13 protein-coding genes, 1 pseudogene and 1 riboswitch are annotated in these 17,135 nt (G+C 66.7%); of the genes and pseudogenes, 9 read left to right on the plus strand and 5 right to left on the minus strand.

The window, feature by feature from the left end; all coding sequences use genetic code 11:
• A partial coding sequence (locus RBR29_RS05490) for a lysophospholipid acyltransferase family protein (protein ID WP_320347961.1) occupies positions 1–817 on the minus strand: 817 nt, incomplete at its 3' end.
• Positions 818–1,101: 284 nt separating this feature from the next.
• Between RBR29_RS05490 and metK the strand changes: the two genes are divergently transcribed.
• Positions 1,102–2,265, plus strand: coding sequence for a methionine adenosyltransferase (metK, locus tag RBR29_RS05495; RefSeq protein ID WP_320347962.1), 1,164 nt, complete (start codon positions 1,102–1,104; stop codon positions 2,263–2,265).
• A 36-nt stretch (positions 2,266–2,301) separates the two neighbouring features.
• Here the strand turns inward: metK and RBR29_RS05500 are convergent, their stop codons facing one another.
• Positions 2,302–2,937 carry a TetR family transcriptional regulator gene (locus RBR29_RS05500; RefSeq protein WP_320347963.1) on the minus strand — a complete coding sequence of 212 codons (636 nt, stop codon included), beginning with the start codon at positions 2,935–2,937 and terminating at the stop codon, positions 2,302–2,304.
• 202 nt (positions 2,938–3,139) lie between these two features.
• On the opposite strand from RBR29_RS05500, the gene RBR29_RS05505 reads away from it, so the two are divergent.
• The 5 genes from RBR29_RS05505 (at position 3,140) to metF (ending at position 10,132) form a co-directional block, all read left to right on the plus strand.
• Positions 3,140–4,252: an efflux RND transporter periplasmic adaptor subunit gene (locus tag RBR29_RS05505; protein ID WP_320347972.1), complete on the plus strand. Its 1,113-nt coding sequence runs from the start codon at positions 3,140–3,142 to the stop codon at positions 4,250–4,252.
• Positions 4,249–7,347, plus strand: a complete 3,099-nt coding sequence (locus tag RBR29_RS05510; RefSeq protein WP_320347964.1) for an efflux RND transporter permease subunit — start codon at positions 4,249–4,251, stop codon at positions 7,345–7,347. The genes RBR29_RS05505 and RBR29_RS05510 overlap by 4 nt, the downstream gene beginning before the upstream one ends.
• A gap of 32 nt (positions 7,348–7,379) precedes the next feature.
• Positions 7,380–7,473, plus strand: a riboswitch (S-adenosyl-L-homocysteine riboswitch).
• A 61-nt stretch (positions 7,474–7,534) separates the two neighbouring features.
• Positions 7,535–8,941 carry an adenosylhomocysteinase gene (gene ahcY, locus RBR29_RS05515; RefSeq protein WP_320347965.1) on the plus strand — a complete coding sequence of 469 codons (1,407 nt, stop codon included), beginning with the start codon at positions 7,535–7,537 and terminating at the stop codon, positions 8,939–8,941.
• Positions 8,942–8,951: 10 nt separating this feature from the next.
• Complete coding sequence (locus RBR29_RS05520; protein WP_151025107.1) at positions 8,952–9,290, plus strand: phage holin family protein; 339 nt, start codon at positions 8,952–8,954, stop codon at positions 9,288–9,290.
• Complete coding sequence (gene metF, locus RBR29_RS05525; protein WP_320347966.1) at positions 9,287–10,132, plus strand: methylenetetrahydrofolate reductase [NAD(P)H]; 846 nt, start codon at positions 9,287–9,289, stop codon at positions 10,130–10,132. Before RBR29_RS05520 ends, metF begins: the two co-directional genes overlap by 4 nt.
• 27 nt (positions 10,133–10,159) lie before the next feature.
• On the opposite strand, the gene RBR29_RS05530 is transcribed toward metF, so the two are convergent.
• Positions 10,160–10,789 carry a 5-formyltetrahydrofolate cyclo-ligase gene (locus RBR29_RS05530; protein ID WP_320347967.1) on the minus strand — a complete coding sequence of 210 codons (630 nt, stop codon included), beginning with the start codon at positions 10,787–10,789 and terminating at the stop codon, positions 10,160–10,162.
• A gap of 30 nt (positions 10,790–10,819) precedes the next feature.
• Between RBR29_RS05530 and RBR29_RS05535 the strand changes: the two genes are divergently transcribed.
• From RBR29_RS05535 to murI, 3 genes are read left to right on the plus strand one after another with little or no spacing between them, the layout of a single operon-like run.
• The gene (locus RBR29_RS05535) at positions 10,820–12,961 is read left to right on the plus strand and encodes a transglycosylase SLT domain-containing protein (protein WP_320347968.1); all 2,142 of its coding nucleotides are present in this window, start codon (positions 10,820–10,822) and stop codon (positions 12,959–12,961) included.
• Positions 12,958–14,100: a hypothetical protein gene (locus RBR29_RS05540; RefSeq protein ID WP_320347969.1), complete on the plus strand. Its 1,143-nt coding sequence runs from the start codon at positions 12,958–12,960 to the stop codon at positions 14,098–14,100. The genes RBR29_RS05535 and RBR29_RS05540 overlap by 4 nt, the downstream gene beginning before the upstream one ends.
• A 20-nt stretch (positions 14,101–14,120) precedes the next feature.
• A complete protein-coding gene (gene murI, locus RBR29_RS05545) occupies positions 14,121–14,927 on the plus strand; it encodes a glutamate racemase (protein WP_320347970.1) in 807 nt (268 codons plus the stop codon).
• A gap of 12 nt (positions 14,928–14,939) precedes the next feature.
• Here murI and RBR29_RS05550 read toward each other — a convergent pair whose 3' ends face one another.
• Both RBR29_RS05550 and RBR29_RS05555 read right to left on the minus strand, forming a co-directional pair.
• Positions 14,940–16,121: an SAM-dependent methyltransferase gene (locus RBR29_RS05550; protein WP_320347971.1), complete on the minus strand. Its 1,182-nt coding sequence runs from the start codon at positions 16,119–16,121 to the stop codon at positions 14,940–14,942.
• 296 nt (positions 16,122–16,417) lie between these two features.
• Positions 16,418–17,135: pseudogene (locus tag RBR29_RS05555) on the minus strand (DEAD/DEAH box helicase); the annotation flags it as partial.

Consider the following 17,135-nt stretch of genomic DNA (forward strand, 5'->3'; position numbering starts at 1 on the left):
CAGGTTCCTTGTAGCGGTTGTAGCTCCACAGGTATTGTTCTGGAAAGCGCCGGATCAGGGTTTCCATGGCCTGGTTGATTGCGCCGGCCAGTGTGGCGGGGTCAGCCGGCAGCGGTTCGGGCAGGCGCAGGTAATGGATGCGCCAGCCGCGTCCGCCCGGCAGGCGTTCGCCGGCGGTCAGGATCACGGCCACGCCCGTTTGCAGGGCCAGGCGCGCGGCCAGGATCATGGTCAGGGCAGGGCGGCCGAAAAATGGCAGCCAGACACCGTCGCCCTCGCGCGGCACCTGGTCGGGCAGCATGCCCACGGCCTCGCCGCGCTTGAGGGCGCGTACGAATTCGCGTACGCCGTGGCGGTTGGCTGGTACGGCGCGCAGATTGTGCATGTCGCGTGCGGATTCCACGATGGGATCCAGCAGCGGGCTGCGCGATGGGCGGAACATCACCGTCAGCGGCCCGTATTGCGTCAGATGGCGGGCAGTGATCTCGAAGCAGCCCAGGTGGGGGGTCAGATACAGCACGCCCCGGCCTTCGGCCAGGGCCTCGCGCACGATGGATTCCTGGTCGCCGCCGGTCAGGGCCAGGCATTGCGACGTGCGCCACCAGACCTTGGGGATTTCCAGGATCATGGCGCCGGATTCGGCGGCTGCGCGACGGGCAAAGGCCGGGTCGGCATAGCCCGCCTGGGCGGCGTTGGCCCGCAGGCGGCGGCGGTAGCGGCCCGGAAGCAGATAGACGACCGTGCCGAGCAGCCGTCCAGTGGCCTGGAGCCAGGACAGGGGCAGTGCAGCCAGCAGGCGAACGAAGAACAGCGGCATGAGGGATTGGTTGGCGGGGTGTGCCATTTGGAGTGCGGCGGGCGATGCGCGCATCGTCCAAACACCACACCCAGGCATATGCTTTTTTTGGGACAGCCGCCATTTTCGCTTAAAATGGCCGGGATCGCTGAGTTAACCGACAACTTGCGGAGCGATCACCCGGCGGTTCGTGCTGTCCGGGCCCTTTTCCGCTAAAGCGTCGCGCCCCGACATCCTGAAGAGGTGCAACGCGTTTCGTTCAACCTCGCGCCGGCGCATCCGGCGTTCTTACAGGACGCATCGCTGTGGCAAACAACGATTTTCTCTTTACTTCCGAATCCGTCTCCGAAGGCCACCCCGACAAGGTTGCCGATCAGATCTCCGACGCCATCCTTGATGCGCTGCTCGAACAGGATCCGAATTCCCGGGTCGCCGCCGAAACCCTCTGCAACACGGGGCTGGTCGTACTGGCCGGCGAGATCACTTCGCGTGCCAATGTGGACTACATCCAGGTCGCCCGCGATACGATCCGCCGCATCGGCTACGACAACACCGAATACGGCATCGACTACAAGGGCTGCGCAGTACTGGTCGCCTACGACAAGCAATCCCCCGACATCGCCCAGGGCGTGGACCGCACGCCGGACGAAATCCTGAACCAGGGCGCCGGCGACCAGGGCCTGATGTTCGGCTACGCCTGCGATGAAACCCCCGACCTGATGCCAGCGCCGATCTGGTACGCGCATCGCATCGTCCAGCGCCAGGCCGAACTGCGCAAGGACGGCCGCCTGCCCTGGCTGCGCCCGGACGCGAAATCCCAGGTCACTTTCCGCTACATCGACGGCAAGCCGGCCGAGGTCGATACCGTGGTGCTGTCCACCCAGCATCACCCCGACATGTCCCAGGCCGACATCCGCGATGCCGCCATCGAGCACATCATCCGTCCGGTCTTTGCCGACGGCCTGCTCACGGACAAGACCAAATTCCTGATCAACCCTACCGGCAAGTTCGTCATCGGCGGTCCGCAGGGCGACTGCGGGCTGACGGGTCGCAAGATCATCGTGGACACCTACGGCGGCGCCTGCCCGCACGGGGGCGGTGCGTTTTCCGGCAAGGACCCGTCCAAGGTGGACCGCTCCGCAGCCTATGCCGCGCGCTATGTGGCCAAGAACATCGTCGCCGCCGGCCTGGCCCGTCAATGCCAGGTGCAGGTCAGCTATGCCATTGGCGTGGCCGAACCGATCAACATCACGGTCTACACCGAAGGCACGGGCGTGATCCCGGACGAACAGATCGCACGCCTGGTGCGCGAACATTTCGATCTGCGCCCCAAGGGCATCATCAACATGCTCGATCTGCTGCGCCCCATCTATGCCAAATCCGCCGCCTATGGCCATTTTGGCCGCAGCGAACCGGAATTCAGCTGGGAAGCCACCGACAAGGTCCAGGTCCTCAAGGCCGCCGCTTGATCAGCGGCTGCAGGCTGTGCGGCGTGGGGCCAGAAATCAGGGCTCGAACGCCATGCGTTTCATGAAGGCGCGCAGGACCCGTTCGACGTGCGCATCGTCCGGCTGGGCACCCGCGAGCCGGTGCAGCGCACAGCCGTCGCACAGCGCCATGAAACCGAAGGCCAGGTCTTCTGGGGCCAGGGTCCAGGCCAGTTCCGCGCGCTGCGCGAAGACCTGGGCGTAGCGTCCCACGGCGTCCAGCAGGTCTTCCTGGAAGCGGCGGAAATGGGGCGCGAAGGCCGCATCCCGCGTGGCGTGCAGCCGGGCCTCCAGCACCAGGGCCTGCAACTGGGCGTCCTGATGCAGCCGGACGTAGTACGTCAGTAGCCGGGATTCCAGCAGGTCCCGGGGCGGCAGATTAGTCTGATCTGCGGCTGGAGGATCTTCCAGCAGTGCCTGCAACTCGCTCATGATGCGTTCGTGTTCCCGCCGCAGCAGCGCCAGGAAAATATCCGCCTTGTCCTGGAAATTGGAATAGAACGCGCCCCGGGTATAGCCGGCATCCAGTGCGATCTGCTCGACGCTGGTGGCGGCAAAGCCCTGCGCAGCGAACAGGGCGCGGGTTGCGTCCAGCAGCCGCTGGCGGGTCTGTTCCCGGCTTTGTTCGCGGGTCAGGCGGATTTTTGATTTCATGATGTCTGGATTGTAGGAACAAACCGCGCAGCCGCGCAGGCAGGCACGCCTGCGCCTGGCGGCATTACAAATACGATAATGTATTTGAATCCATGCTTGTATTGAAATAAACTGCCCCACGGCATGCGGGCTGGCTGTTTCTTGAGACTGGTTCGTCAGCCGGATCTTCTGCCCGTCGTTTGCAGGGATGCACATGAAAGACATGCTCGTCCGTTCGTCGTCTCGCTTGACCCTGGTGGCCGCTTGCGCCGTGCTGGCTGCGTGCGGCGCCCGGGAATCGGCTGATCCGCTGCCACTGCCGGCGCCGACGGTCCTGGTCCAGCCGGATGCGCAGGCGGTTGCCTGGAGCGCCCCCGGTGTGATTGCCGCACCTGAATCCACGCCGCTGTCGTTCCGGCAGGCGGGCCTAGTCCTGCTGCGTCACGTGGGACTGGGCGACGTTGTGCGTGCTGGCCAAGTGCTGGCAGAACTGGATCCCGAGCCCTGGCGCCAGAATCTGGCGTCGGCCCAGGCCGGCCAGCTGGCCGCGCGTGAGGCCCTGGATGTGGCCGAGCGGCAATGGCAGCGGGACCGTTTCCAGGGGCGCGAGGGGCTGATCGCCCAGGCGCAGATGGAACAGACGCGCGGGCAGCTGGCCCAGGCGCGTGCGCAGCACGAGCAGGCCACCCAGGCGCTGGCGCGTGCGCGTGACCAGATGGCGTACACGCGGCTGATGGCCGATCATGATGGCGTCATCGTGGCCGAGCAGGCGGCAACGGGCCAGAATGTCGCTGCGGGCCAGCCGGTCTATACCCTGGCCTGGGGGGATGGTCTGGACGTCATCGTGGACCTGCCGGCGCACCGAGTGACGGATATCCGCCCCGGCCAGGCGGCCGGGATCGAACTGGTGGCGCGGCCGGGCCTGCGGCTGTCCGCCCGCGTGCGGGAAATCGCCCGGGCCGCCGATCCGGCGACTCTCGGTTTCCGGACCAAGCTGCGGCTCGATGAGCCTGCCCCGGCGTTGCGCCTGGGGATGACGGCCACAGTGCGGTTCCAGGATGTTGCAGCGCCCGGGGCGCGCTATGTCCTGCCCGCCACCGCGCTGTTTCACCAAGGGGATCAACCCGCAGTCTGGGTCGTGGGCGCCGACGGCGTGCTGGCCTTGCGAACGGTCGAAGTCACGGCCTATGGCGCCGATACCGTGACGGTGTCCAAGGGTCTGGAGCCTGGGTTGCGGGTGCTGGCCCAGGGCGTGCATACCGTGTCCGCAGGACAGCGGGTCGAAGCCGTACCCTACCGGCCCCGGGCCACTGTGCCGGGCAGGGGCGGCCAGTGAACGGCACTCCCGTGCTCCGCCCGGGGGGCGGGGGCTTCAATCTGTCGCGCTGGGCGATTCTGCATCGTTCGCTGGTGATCTACCTGATTGCCGTCATGGTGGTGGCCGGCACACTGGCGGGCCTGCGGCTGGCGCAGTCCGAGGACCCGCCCTTCACGTTCCGTGTCATGGTGGTCCAGACCCTGTGGCCCGGTGCCACAGCAGAACAGGTGCGCGAGCAGGTGACCGCCCGCATCGAACGCAAATTGCAGGAAATGCCGCATCGCGATTACACCACCAGCTATTCGCGGCCTGGGCAGTCGACGATTTTCTATTTCATGAGCGATGCCGTGGGGGCCGATCAGGTGCCTGAGGAATGGTATCAGGTGCGCAAGAAAATCGGCGATATGGCCGCCGAACTGCCGGCCGGGGTCGCCGGGCCGTTTTTCAACGACGAGTTCGGCGATGTGTACACCAATCTCTACGCCCTGGCCGGTGATGGCTACACGCTGGCCCAGCTGCGCGATCAGGCCGACATCCTGCGGACCGTGCTGCTGCGGGTGCCGGGGGTGGCCAAGGTCGATTATTTCGGTGATCAGGAAGAACGCATCGAGGTTCGCATCCCCAATGCCGTGATGGCGCAGTCCGGCCTGACGCCCGCGCGCATTGCCCAGGCGATTGCTGCGCGCAACGCAGTGGCCGATCCGGGTGTGCTGGCTACGGCAGCGGATCGGCTGCATGTGCGGCCCACCGGGCAGTTCCACAGTCTGGATGATCTGGCCGATACGCTGATTCCCGTCGGTGACCGGCTGGCACGCCTGGGGGATATCGCTGAAATCCGGCGTGGCGTGGTTGATCCGCCGTCCACACAGATGCGCCAGGGCGGCCAGGCCGTGCTGGGGATCGGGGTGACCGCTGCGGCCGGACATGACGTGGTGGAACTGGGGCGCCGGCTGCAGGATGCCATCGATGGCCTGAGGACACGCCTGCCGACGGGATTGTCGCTGGAGGAAGTCGCCAGCATGCCCGATGCCGTGACGGCTTCGGTTGATGAATTTTTGCGTGCCGTGGGCGAAGCCGTGGCCATCGTGCTGCTGGTCAGCCTGGTGTCGCTGGGGCTGCGCACCGGCATGGTGGTCGTGATCTCGATTCCGGTGGTGCTGGCGCTGACGGCGCTGGTCATGAATTGGATGGGGATCGGGCTGCACAAGGTGTCCCTGGGCACGCTGATCCTGTCGTTGGGACTGCTGGTGGATGACGCCATCATCGCGGTCGAGATGATGGCCGTGAAACTAGAACAGGGCTGGGACCGGCTCGAAGCGGCGGCCTTTGCCTATACCAGCACGGCATTTCCCATGCTGACGGGCACACTGGTCACGGTCGCAGGATTTTTGCCGATTGCCCTGGCGCGTTCGAACACCGGGGAATACACGCGTTCGATCTTCCAGGTATCGGCGATTTCGCTGTTGTTGTCCTGGCTGGCCGCCGTGATCCTGATCCCCTTGCTGGGCCATGCACTGCTGCGGCCCCATGCGCATCCCGCAGCGGCAGACGGCACGCCGGCGCGGGATATCTATGATTCGCCCTTCTATCGCCGGCTGCGGCAGTGGCTGCATGCCTGCGTGCGCCGCCGCGTCACGGTCGTCGTGACCACGGTGACGCTGTTTCTGGTGGCGCTGGCGGGTTTCCGGCTGGTGCCACAGCAGTTCTTTCCCGATTCGGCCCGGCCTGAATTGCTGGTGGACCTGCGCCTGCGCGAAAGCGCTTCGTTCGAGGCGACGCTGGTGCAGGCAAAGCACCTGGAGACGCTGCTGAAATCACGCGCTGAAGTGGCGCGCGTGGTGGGGTTCGTGGGCACCGGCGCGCCGCGTTTTTACTTGCCTCTGGACCAGCAGTTGCCGTCGCCGAATTTCACCCAGTATGTCGTGACCGCCCGATCCATCGAGGATCGCGAGGCGCTCAAGACCTGGCTGGAATCGACGCTGCGCACGGAATTTCCAGCGGTGCGCGCGCGGGTGTCGCGTCTGGAATCCGGGCCGCCCGTGGGCTATCCGGTCCAGTTCCGCGTCAGCGGCGACGATGTGCCGCAGGTGCGCCAGGCGGCCGAGGCCGTGGCTGCCGTGCTGCGTGCGGATCCCCGCGCCCGCAATACGCAGTTCGACTGGGACGAGCCTTCGGCCCGTGTGTCGCATTTCGAGGTCGATCAGCAGGCGGCGCAGCGGCTAGGCATCGCTTCGCGCGATATCGCAGATTTTCTGGCCATGACGCTGTCAGGCCGGCCGGTGTCGCAGTACCGCGAGGGCGACCGCCTGATTCGCATCGATCTGCGTGCTCCTGAGTCCGAACGGGACGATCCCGATGCCCTGATGCATCTGGCGCTGCCTTCGCCCCGGGGGCCGGTGGCCCTGGAGTCGCTGGGCGCATTGCGCCACGGGCTGGAACCTGCCATTGTCTGGGAACGCGACCGGCAGCCCACGATCACCGTGCGTGCCGAGGTCGCGCCGGGCGTCCAGGGAATCGACCTGGCGCGGGCCGTGGACGCCCGGCTCGCGGACATTCGCGCCAGTCTGCCGGTGGGTTACCGGATCGAGCTTGGCGGCGCCGTGGAAAGCAGCGCCAAGGCACAGGCATCGATCAATGCCGAAGTGCCGATCCTGATCGTGGCCGTGCTGACCTTGTTGATGATCCAGTTGCAGCGGTTTTCCCGCGTGGTGCTGGTGGTCCTGACCGCTCCGCTGGGGTTGATCGGTGTGGTTCTGGCGATGCTGGTATTCGGCAAGCCTTTCGGGTTCGTTGCCCTGTTGGGCGTGATCGCCATGTTCGGGATCATCATGCGCAATTCGGTCATCCTGGTGGACCAGATCGAACAGGACATCGCCGCCGGCCACCGGCGCATCGACGCCATCGTGGATGCGACGGTGCGTCGGTTCCGGCCCATCACGCTTACGGCGGCGGCGGCCGTGCTGGCGCTGATTCCGTTGCTGCGCAGCGATTTTTTCGGCCCCATGGCAACCGCCCTGATGGGCGGCATCACCAGTGCCACGGTTCTGACGGTCTTCGTGCTGCCGGCGCTGTACGCGCTGATGTTCCGGGTCCGGGATGATGGTGAGCAGTAGACGGCTTCCGGCCCACGGTATAATGTTCCCCTTTTCCTGAGGGGCGCTGCACCGGCCTCGCCATCCACTGTGGGGGCGTAGACCGCCAGGCTCAGGAACCTTCTGCATGAACGGCGCCCATCGTTGCCCTGCGCGGGCGGGGTGGGTGTGACTGTCTGTCCCCGCGCGCAGGCTCTACAGGACCACCATGAGCACTGCACACGACTACGTTATCGCCGACATCGCCCTGGCCGACTGGGGCCGCCGCGAAATCGCCATTGCCGAAACCGAAATGCCTGGCCTGATGGCCACGCGCGAGGAATTCGCGGCATCGCAGCCCCTGAAAGGCGCACGCATCGCTGGCAGCCTGCACATGACCATCCAGACGGCGGTGCTGATCGAAACCCTGAAGGCCCTGGGCGCAGAAGTCCGCTGGGCCTCGTGCAATATTTTTTCCACCCAGGACCATGCAGCCGCCGCCATCGCCGCAGGCGGCACGCCGGTGTTTGCCGTCAAGGGCGAATCCCTGGAAGACTACTGGCAGTACACGCACCGCATTTTCGACTGGCCCGGCGAGCAGGCCAACATGATCCTGGATGACGGCGGCGATGCCACCCTGCTGCTGCACCTGGGGGCGAACGCCGAGCAGGACGCCACCGTGATCGCCAACCCGACCAACGAAGAAGAACGCGTGCTGTTTGCCGCCATCAAGGCGCAGCTGGCCCGCGATCCGAAGTGGTATTCCACCCGCCTGGCGCAGATCCGGGGCGTGACCGAGGAAACCACCACCGGCGTACATCGCCTGTACCAGATGTCCCAGCGTGGCGAACTCAAGATCCCCGCCATCAACGTCAACGATTCGGTCACCAAGTCCAAGTTCGACAATCTGTACGGCTGCCGCGAATCCCTGGTGGATGGCATCAAGCGCGCCACCGATGTGATGGTTGCGGGCAAGATCGCCGTGGTCTGCGGTTTCGGCGATGTGGGCAAGGGCTGCGCCCAGGCCCTGGCCGCCTTGCGCGCCCAGGTCTGGGTCACGGAAGTCGATCCCATCTGCGCCCTGCAGGCTTCGATGGAAGGGTATCGGGTGGTGGATCTGAACGACCCGGACGTGGTCGAGCAGGCGGACATCTTCGTCACGGCGACCGGCAACTACCACGTCATCGACCGCGACCACCTGTACCGCATGAAGGACCAGGCCATTGTCTGCAACATCGGCCACTTCGACAGCGAGATCAACGTCGCTTCGGTCGAAGACCTGCAATGGGAAGAAATCAAGCCCCAGGTCGATCACATCATCTTCCCGGACGGCAAGCGCGTCATCCTGCTGGCCAAGGGCCGCCTGGTGAACCTGGGCTGCGCCACCGGCCACCCGTCCTTCGTGATGTCGGCGTCCTTCACCAACCAGACCATCGCCCAGATCGAGCTGTTCACGCGCGGGGACCAGTACCAGACTGGCCAGGTCTACGTGCTGCCCAAGCATCTGGACGAAAAGGTCGCGCGCCTGCACCTGAAGAAACTGGGCGTGCGCCTGACGACGCTGTCGCAGCAGCAAGCCGATTACATTGGTGTACCGGTCGCCGGCCCGTTCAAGCCGGACCACTATCGCTACTGAAGGAAACCTCATCATGCTGCTGCTCGTCTGGATCCTGAACGCCGTGGCCCTGCTGGTCGTGGCCTATATCCTGCCCGGCATCACCGTGGCTTCGTTCGGCTCGGCCCTGATCGCCGCGCTGGTGCTGGGCCTGCTCAATGCCGTGGTCAAGCCCTTGCTGATCCTGCTGACCCTGCCGCTGACCATCGTCACGCTGGGCCTGTTCCTGCTGGTGCTCAATGCCCTGGTGTTCTGGTTCGCGGGCTCCATCCTGAAGGGCTTTCAGGTGGACGGTTTCTGGTGGGCGGTGATCGGCGCGATCGTCTACAGCATCGTGTCCACTGCGCTGGCCGGGCTGCTGACCTCATGAGCCGCCCCGTGTCCACCATCAGTCTGGAATTCTTTCCGCCGCGCGATATCGCCGCCCAGGAACGCCTGGTGCGGTCCGCCAAGCGCCTGACCGCCCTGCGGCCGGCCTATGTCAGCGTGACCTTTGGCGCAGGGGGTTCGACCCGCACGGGCACGGCCGATACCGTGCAGATGATGCAGAACCTGGGCGTCGATGTGGCGCCGCACCTGTCTTGCATCGGCGCTACCCGCGCCGAACTGCGCGCCATCCTGGACGACTATCGTGAACGCGGCATCCGCCGCCTGGTTGCCCTGCGCGGCGATCTGCCTTCGGGCATGGGCGGTGATACGGGCGAACTGCACCATGCGGTCGATCTGGTGCGTTTCGTGCGCGAGCATTCCGGCGAGCACTTCCACATCGAGGTGGCGGCCTACCCCGAAATGCACCCCCAGGCCGAAAGCGCGGCATCCGACCTGCGGCATTTCGTGGACAAGGTCCGCGCCGGTGCCGATGGCGCCATCACGCAATATTTCTTCAATCCCGATGCCTATTTCGATTTCGTCGATCGGGTGCGCGCGCAAGGGGTGGACATCCCCATCACGCCGGGCATCATGCCGGTGACCAACTACACCCAGCTGGCGCGCTTTTCGTCCATGTGCGGGGCCGAAATCCCGCGCTGGATGCGGTTGCGGCTGCAGGATTTCGGCGACGACAAGGCGTCCATCCGCGCTTTCGGGATCGATGTGGTCACGCAACTGACTGCGCGCCTGCTGGAACAGGGTGCACCGGGCGCGCATTTCTACACCCTGAACCATGCGGATGCCGTGGTGCAGATCTGCGCCAACCTGGGGCTGGACGCCTGAATCCCGGGCGCGCGGCGGGCGGGCCGGCTACAGGTCCGGCGCGGGCACAGCCCAGCCTTTGTCGGTCAGGATTGTGTCCAGCCGGACATCGTGTGCAGCGGGCGTGTAGGATTCGCCGCTGAGGTCGCCGCAGGCCCAGGCGATACCGACCGTCGTGAAGGCATGGCCGGACGCCTGCAGCGCGGCCAGGGTGCGGTCGTAGTAGCCGCCGCCGTAGCCCAGGCGGTCGCCCTGACGCGTGTAACCCAGCGTGGGCACCAGCACGACGTCGGGGGCGGGGGCGTCCGGGCCATCGGGTTCCAGGATGCCATAGGCGCCGGGCCGCATGGGGGTGTCCGGCTGCCAGGCGCGAAAGCGCAGCGGTGTGCCGGGCGCGATGACGACCGGCAGGGAAACCGTCAGGGTCTCGTCCTGGGCCCATTGGCCCAGCAGGGCCTGCAAGGCGGGTTCGTCGGTCATGGACCAGAACGCGGCGATGTGGCGGATGTCGGGGCGGCCCGATTCCCGCAGGCGGGTGCGGTTGGTCGCCAGCCAGGTGTACAGGCGGCCGCGGATCAGCAGCGCGCCCCGGTCGCGATCCTGGGGGGGGATTTCGGCGCGGCGCCGTTTGAGTCGCGTCCGCAGGTCGGCTGCGTTATCCTGTGCATTCTGATTCATGGGGTGATTGGCTCGCGGGGTTTCTGGCTTATGGTGAGACGCGTTATAGGATATCCGGGATTCGGCGGCGATGCAGTGCGGGCGGCGACTGCGTTGCGTCCCAGGGCATGGGCCTGGGGACTGGCGGTGCTGCTGGGCCTGGCGGGTTGTGCGGGTGCCCAGGCGCCCACGACGGCCGAACAACAGGCGGGCGAAGCACCGCGCACGGGACAGACTGCGCCGGCATCCCATGTGTCCGATGTGGCTGCGACCCAGATTCCGACGCCCGTCGTGTCCGCGCCGGCGCCGGTGGTCGTGCCGCCCGCCGCCCGTCAGGCTGTCCAGGACGCCTATGATGCCGTGAACAAACGCCGCTGGGCCGAACTCGATCGCCTGGTGCCGCTGGCCGCTGCCGACCCGGTGCTGGGTCTGTACCCGCGCTATTGGGCCTTGCGCAACCGCTTGCAGGATCGTGCCCGGCCCGTACCGGATGCCGAGGTCCGCCAGTTCCTGTCGGATGCCGCCGGCACGTATCTGGGCGAGCGCATCCGTGCCGACTGGATCCTGGCGGCCACGCGCGCAGGTGATTATGCCCAGGCGTTGCAGGTGCCGGCGGTGGACGATCCATCCTCCTCGGTGCGCTGCGCTTTGTTGCTGGCCCGCCATCAAAGCGGCAAGCGTGCTCGCGCGTCCGAGGTCCTGGACATATTCCAGCCCAACGCCGATTGTTGGGACCTGCTCGACCAGGTGGCGGCCGATCATGTCCTCAGTCGCAAGGAACTGAACGGCCTGTTGCGTGACACGCTGGAAACCGGCAAGCGGGGCAATGCCGATCGCATGGCTGGTGTGGTGTTCGACGATGCGGCCATGGTGCAGTATGCCGCCCTGATGAAAAACCCCCGCAAGTGGCTGGAATCCCGCAGCCAGCCGCGCTCGGCTGTCGATTTCGAACTGATGACCATTGCGCTGTCGCGCCTGGCGCGCGCCGATGACCGGGCCGAAGCCGCCCGCGCCATCCAGGAACGCTGGGCCGGCTGGATGCCAAAAGCCGATCTGCAGTGGGTCTGGGGGCAGTTCGGCCTGGTGGCGGCCCTGAACGTCGACCCCGAGGCCGTGCGCTGGTATCGACAATCCGGTTTCGTGCCGATGACCGATTACAACCATGCCTGGGAAGTCCGCGCTGAATTGCGGGCTGCGCCCCTGGACTGGGGACGGGTGGCTGCGGCCATCCGCAAAATGAGCGCACGGCAGGCCGACGAGCCAGTCTGGCGCTATTGGTATGGACGTGCCCTGGCGGCCCAGGGCAACACCGAGGCCGCACGCCAATACTATGAATCCATCGTCGATGAGCAAGGCTTCTATGGCTTGCTGGCGGCCGAGGAACTGGGCCGGACGCCAACCCTGCCCGAGCAGCCCGGCCCGCTGGACCCGGCCTGGGTTGCGCAGGCGCGCGCCAATCCCGGCCTGCAGCGTGCCGTGGCGCTGTTCGATCTGGGCTGGCGCAGGGAAGCCGTGCCGGAATGGAATTTCGCCTTGCGCGGCATGAACGACCCACAGTTGCGCGGCGCGGCGGAATTCGCCCGTGAACAGCATATCTACGATCGGGTGGTGAACACGTCGCAGCTGACCCGGGATGTGGCCGATTTCAGCCAGCGGTTCATCGCGCCCTTCGAGGGCCAGGTGGCCGCCAAGGCGCGCCTGATCGATCTGGACCCCGCCTGGGTCTACGGCCTGATCCGCCAGGAATCGCGGTTCATCACCGATGCGCGCTCGCGTGTAGGGGCTTCGGGGCTGATGCAACTGATGCCGGCCACTGCGCGCCATGTGGCGCGCAAGATCGGCATGAAGGATTTCAAGCCCAGCCAGGTCAATGATTTCGACACCAACACGATCCTGGGCACCCATTACCTGAACATGGTGCTGCAGGACCTGAACGGTTCCGAGCTGCTGGCCACGGCGGGTTACAACGCCGGTCCGGGGCGGCCCAAACGCTGGCGCGCCCAGTTGCCGGCGCCGGTCGAAGGGGCGATTTTCGCCGAGACCATCCCCTTTACCGAGACGCGGCTGTACGTGAAGAACGTGCTGTCCAATGCGGTGTACTACGCCATGCTGTTCTCTGGCCGGCCCGATTCCCTGAAGGCGCGCCTGGGCATGGTGAGCCCCCTGTCCGGGACGCGGACGGCGCTGCCGTGACGATGTGGCATGACCCGATCATCGAGGGTCTGGATGTGTACATCGTCGGTGGCGCGGTGCGTGACGACCTGTTGGGACAGGCGGCGGGGGACCGCGACTGGGTGGTGGTGGGCGCCAGCCCTGAAACCATGGCGGCGCGCGGTTTTACGCCGGTGGGCGGGGATTTCCCCGTGTTCCTGCACCCGCAGACGCACGAGGAATACGCGCTGGCGCGCACTGAACGCAAATCCGGTCGGGGCTATCGGGGTTTTGTATTTCATGCGGGGCCGGACGTCACTCTGGAAGACGACTTGCGCCGCCGTGATCTGACGGTCAATGCCATTGCGCGCGCAGGCGATGGGACGCTGATCGACCCCTTGGGCGGTGTGGCCGATGTGCATGATCGCGTGTTGCGTCACGTGGGGCCCGCGTTCGTCGAGGACCCGGTGCGGCTGCTGCGCCTGGCGCGATTTGCCGCCCGTTTTCATGATTTTTCCATTGCCCCGGAAACCCTGGACCTGTGCCGCGCGCTGGTGCGCGATGGCGAGGTCGATGCCCTGGTGCCTGAACGGGTCTGGCAGGAATTTGCCAAGGGACTGATGACGGATCATCCGGGTCGCATGTTCGACGTGTTGGCTCAATGCGGGGCGCTCGATCGCGTGGCGCCGGGGCTGGTGTGGAATGATACGGTCGCGAACGGGCTGGTGTGCGGCGCTGGCCGGGGCCTGGATCTGGCGCAGCGGTATGCCCTGCTGTGCCGGTTCTCGGCCCCGGGCCTGCAGGATCGGCTGCGCGCGCCTGCCGCCTGCCGCGACCTGGCGCGCCTGTTGCCGGGGGCGCTGGATCGCCTGGCGGGTCTGCGGGCCGTGTCGGCACAGGATCAGCCCGTTGCCTGGCTGGCGCTGCTGGAATCCTGCGATGCGCTGCGCCGGCCTGATCGTTTTGAAGCGCTGCTGGCGGCAGCGGCCTGCGTGCTCGATGACATCGACCGGGATTGCTGGGCGCAGCGGCTGGCGGCGGTGCGTGCCGTGGACGCAGGCGCCATTGCCCGTGCCGCGAGGGGTGATCCGGCGCGCATCCGCGACGATCTGCGTGCAGCGCGGCTGCAGGCGCTGGCGGCGTTGCTGGTTGCCCCGACCCCTTGCCCACCGACCATCTGACGCCTTCCGGAGACATTCCCATGTCCGCACTGAACGCTGATCCGGACCGGCCGGTCCTTGTTTTCGATTCCGGCATCGGTGGCCTGACCGTGTTGCGCGAAGCCCGCGTGCTGATGCCCGAGCGGCGTTTCGTCTACGTGGCCGATGATGCCGGCTTTCCCTATGGCGGCTGGTCCGAGGATGCCCTGCGGGACCGCACGGTGCGTCTGTTTGCGGATCTGCTGGACGATCATGATCCGGCCTTGTGCATCGTTGCGTGCAATACGGCGTTCACCGTGGCGGGTGCCGCGTTGCGGGCGGCCTATCCGGACATGACATTCGTGGGCACGGTCCCGGCCATCAAACCGGCGGCCGAGCGCACGCGTTCCGGACAAGTGTCGGTGCTGGCCACCCCGGGTACGGTGCGGCGTGAATACACGCGTGATCTGATCCAGTCCTTTGCTTCGCAATGCCATGTGACCCTGGTGGGATCGCCCCGTCTGGCGCGCATGGCAGAATCCTACGTGCGCGGTCTGCCGGTCAGCGACGAGGCCGTGGCCGCCGAGATCGCCCCCTGCTTCGTGGAGGCGGACGGCGCCCGGACCGACATCGTGGTGCTGGGCTGCACGCATTACCCTTTCATGGCCAATGTGTTCCGGCGGCTGGCGCCCTGGCCTGTGGACTGGCTGGATCCTGCCGAGGCCATTGCCCGGCGCGCCCGCAGCCTGCTGCCGCGCAGCGCGGATGCGCTGCATCCGGATGCCGACGACTTGGCATTGTTTACCGGAGGCCGGCCGGATTTCGCCACCCGGCGCCTGATGAACAGTTTCGGGCTGAAGGTGGCGTAGAACGGCGTCTGCCTACAGGCGATCCCGCCGATCTCCGCGGGCGAAGCCCAGCAATGGGGTATCCAGGCCCCGGCCGACGGCCAGCACCTTGAACAGTTCGCCCATTTCGGCTTCGGACAGCAGGGTGTTTAGGGCGGTCAGCTGGCGCGCCCGCTGTGCCGGGTCGTCCCCAGGCGCATGGATCAGGTCGGTCAGGCCCGCATTCATCAGGAAGCGTGCCTGCGACGTATAGCCCAGCACGTCCAGGCCGCCGTCCAGCGCAGCGTCCGCCATGGCGGTGAAATCCACGTGCGCGGTGATGTCCTGCAGGCCCGCCAGGATCAGGGCCTGGTCATGCGCATGGTGGCGAAAATGGCACATCAGCGTGCCGCGCAGGCGTTGGGGGTGGTAGTACTCGGCACGCGGAAAGCCGTAGTCGATCAGCAGGGCAGCGCCCCGTTGCAGCCAGCGGCCCAGATCGCGCACCCAGGCCTCGGCCTGGGGATTCATTTCGGATTGGTAGCCAGGCAGGGGCGGCATGCGGGCGGCCAGAGTGGCCGCCGTGGGGGCGGGTGCCTCGCGTGCCACCCAGCGAAAAGGCGCGGCTGCCTCGGGCCGGGCGTCCAGGGCCACGCCCAGCAGTTCCGGCACGCCCGCAGCATTCCAGCGGAACAGGACGGCAGGCATGGCGTCCAGGACCTCGTTGGCAATCACGCAGCCGCTGAAGGCATCCGGCAGGGTGTCCAGCCAACGCACCTGACCGGCCCAAGCCGCCAGGCGGTCCTGCTGGCGGGCGCGCAGGTCGGCGGACAGTTCCAGGATCTGGTATTCGACCTGGAATCCCAGGTCGCCGAGGGCCGGGATCAGCGCGGCGGCCAGAGCGCCCGATCCGGCGCCGAATTCCAGCACCTGGGCCGTATCGCTGGCATCGATCACCTGGGCGACCTGACGCGCCAGCGCCCGGCCAAACAGCGGGCTGGTTTCCGGGGCGGTCGTGAAATCGCCGTCACGATGGAATTTGGTGCTGCCGGCGCTGTAGTAGCCCAGGCCGGGCGCGTACAGGGCGGCTTCCATCCAGCGCTCGAATGGCAGCCAGCCACCCGCATCGCGGATGCGTTGCGTGAGCATGGCCTGGACGCGGGCGCCGTGGGCGCGCGCATCGGCATCGGGTTCAGGCAGGCCGGAGGGCGTGTGGACGATAGGCAGTTCGAGCATGGACCAAAAAATCAAGCGAAACGTGGCCGTTGCGCGCGTGGCTGAGCCTGGCGGGCCTGCCGTTTGAAGGACGACTTGGCGCCGACCTTGGGGGCGGGACGCGTGGTGCGCGGCGCTTCGCCGTCACGGCCCTGGCGTGGCCCGGCGCTGCGCGCTGTGCGGTCGGCCTTGGGGTGGAAGGTGGGGCGGCTGTCGGTGCGCGCGCCGCTGCCGGCGGCAGAACCGTCCTTGTGCCACGGCTTGCTGCGGGGTTTGCCGGTCTGCGGGCGGGCGCCACGGGCAGGGCGGTCCTTGTAGGTGGGCCGCACGGACCGCTGAGGTTCCAGGCCGGGGATGGTTTCCGTGGGGATCGCCTGGCCGATGAAGTGTTCGATGCGGCGGACCTTGTGGCGTTCGGCGTGTACGGCCAGGGTGATGGCCTGGCCATCGCGTCCGGCGCGTCCGGTGCGGCCGATGCGGTGCACGTAATCTTCGGCCTGCAGGGGCAGGTCGTAGTTGAAGGCATGGCTGATGGTCTGCACGTCGATGCCGCGCGCGGCGACGTCGGTGGCGACCAGGACGCGCACCCGGCCCTTTTGCAGCAGGCCCAGGGTGCGGGTGCGCTGGCGCTGGTTCATATCGCCGTGCAGGGCGGCGGCGGCGAAGCCTTCGTCGGCCAGGTAGTCGGCTAGGTCGTCGGCGCCGCGCTTGGTGGCGGTAAAGACGATCGCCTGGTCCAGGCTGGCGTCACGCAGCAAGTGGTCCAGCAGACGCCGCTTGTGGGCCTGGTCGTCCGCATACAGCAGATGCTGAGTGATGTTCGTGTGTTTCTGGCGGTGGGTGGTGATCTCGATGCGCTTGGGATCCTGCATCAGGCGTGCCGCCAGTTGGGCGACCGTGCCGTCCAGCGTGGCCGAAAACAGCAGCGTCTGGCGATCGGCCGGGGTGCTGCGGACGATGGTCTCGATGTCCTCGATGAACCCCATGTCCAGCATGCGATCGGCCTCGTCCAGCACCAGGGTCTGGACGGTGGAC

Origin of the sequence: Castellaniella sp. (genome assembly GCF_034007085.1) — a bacterium.
Taxonomy (GTDB): Bacteria; Pseudomonadota; Gammaproteobacteria; order Burkholderiales; family Burkholderiaceae_B; genus Castellaniella.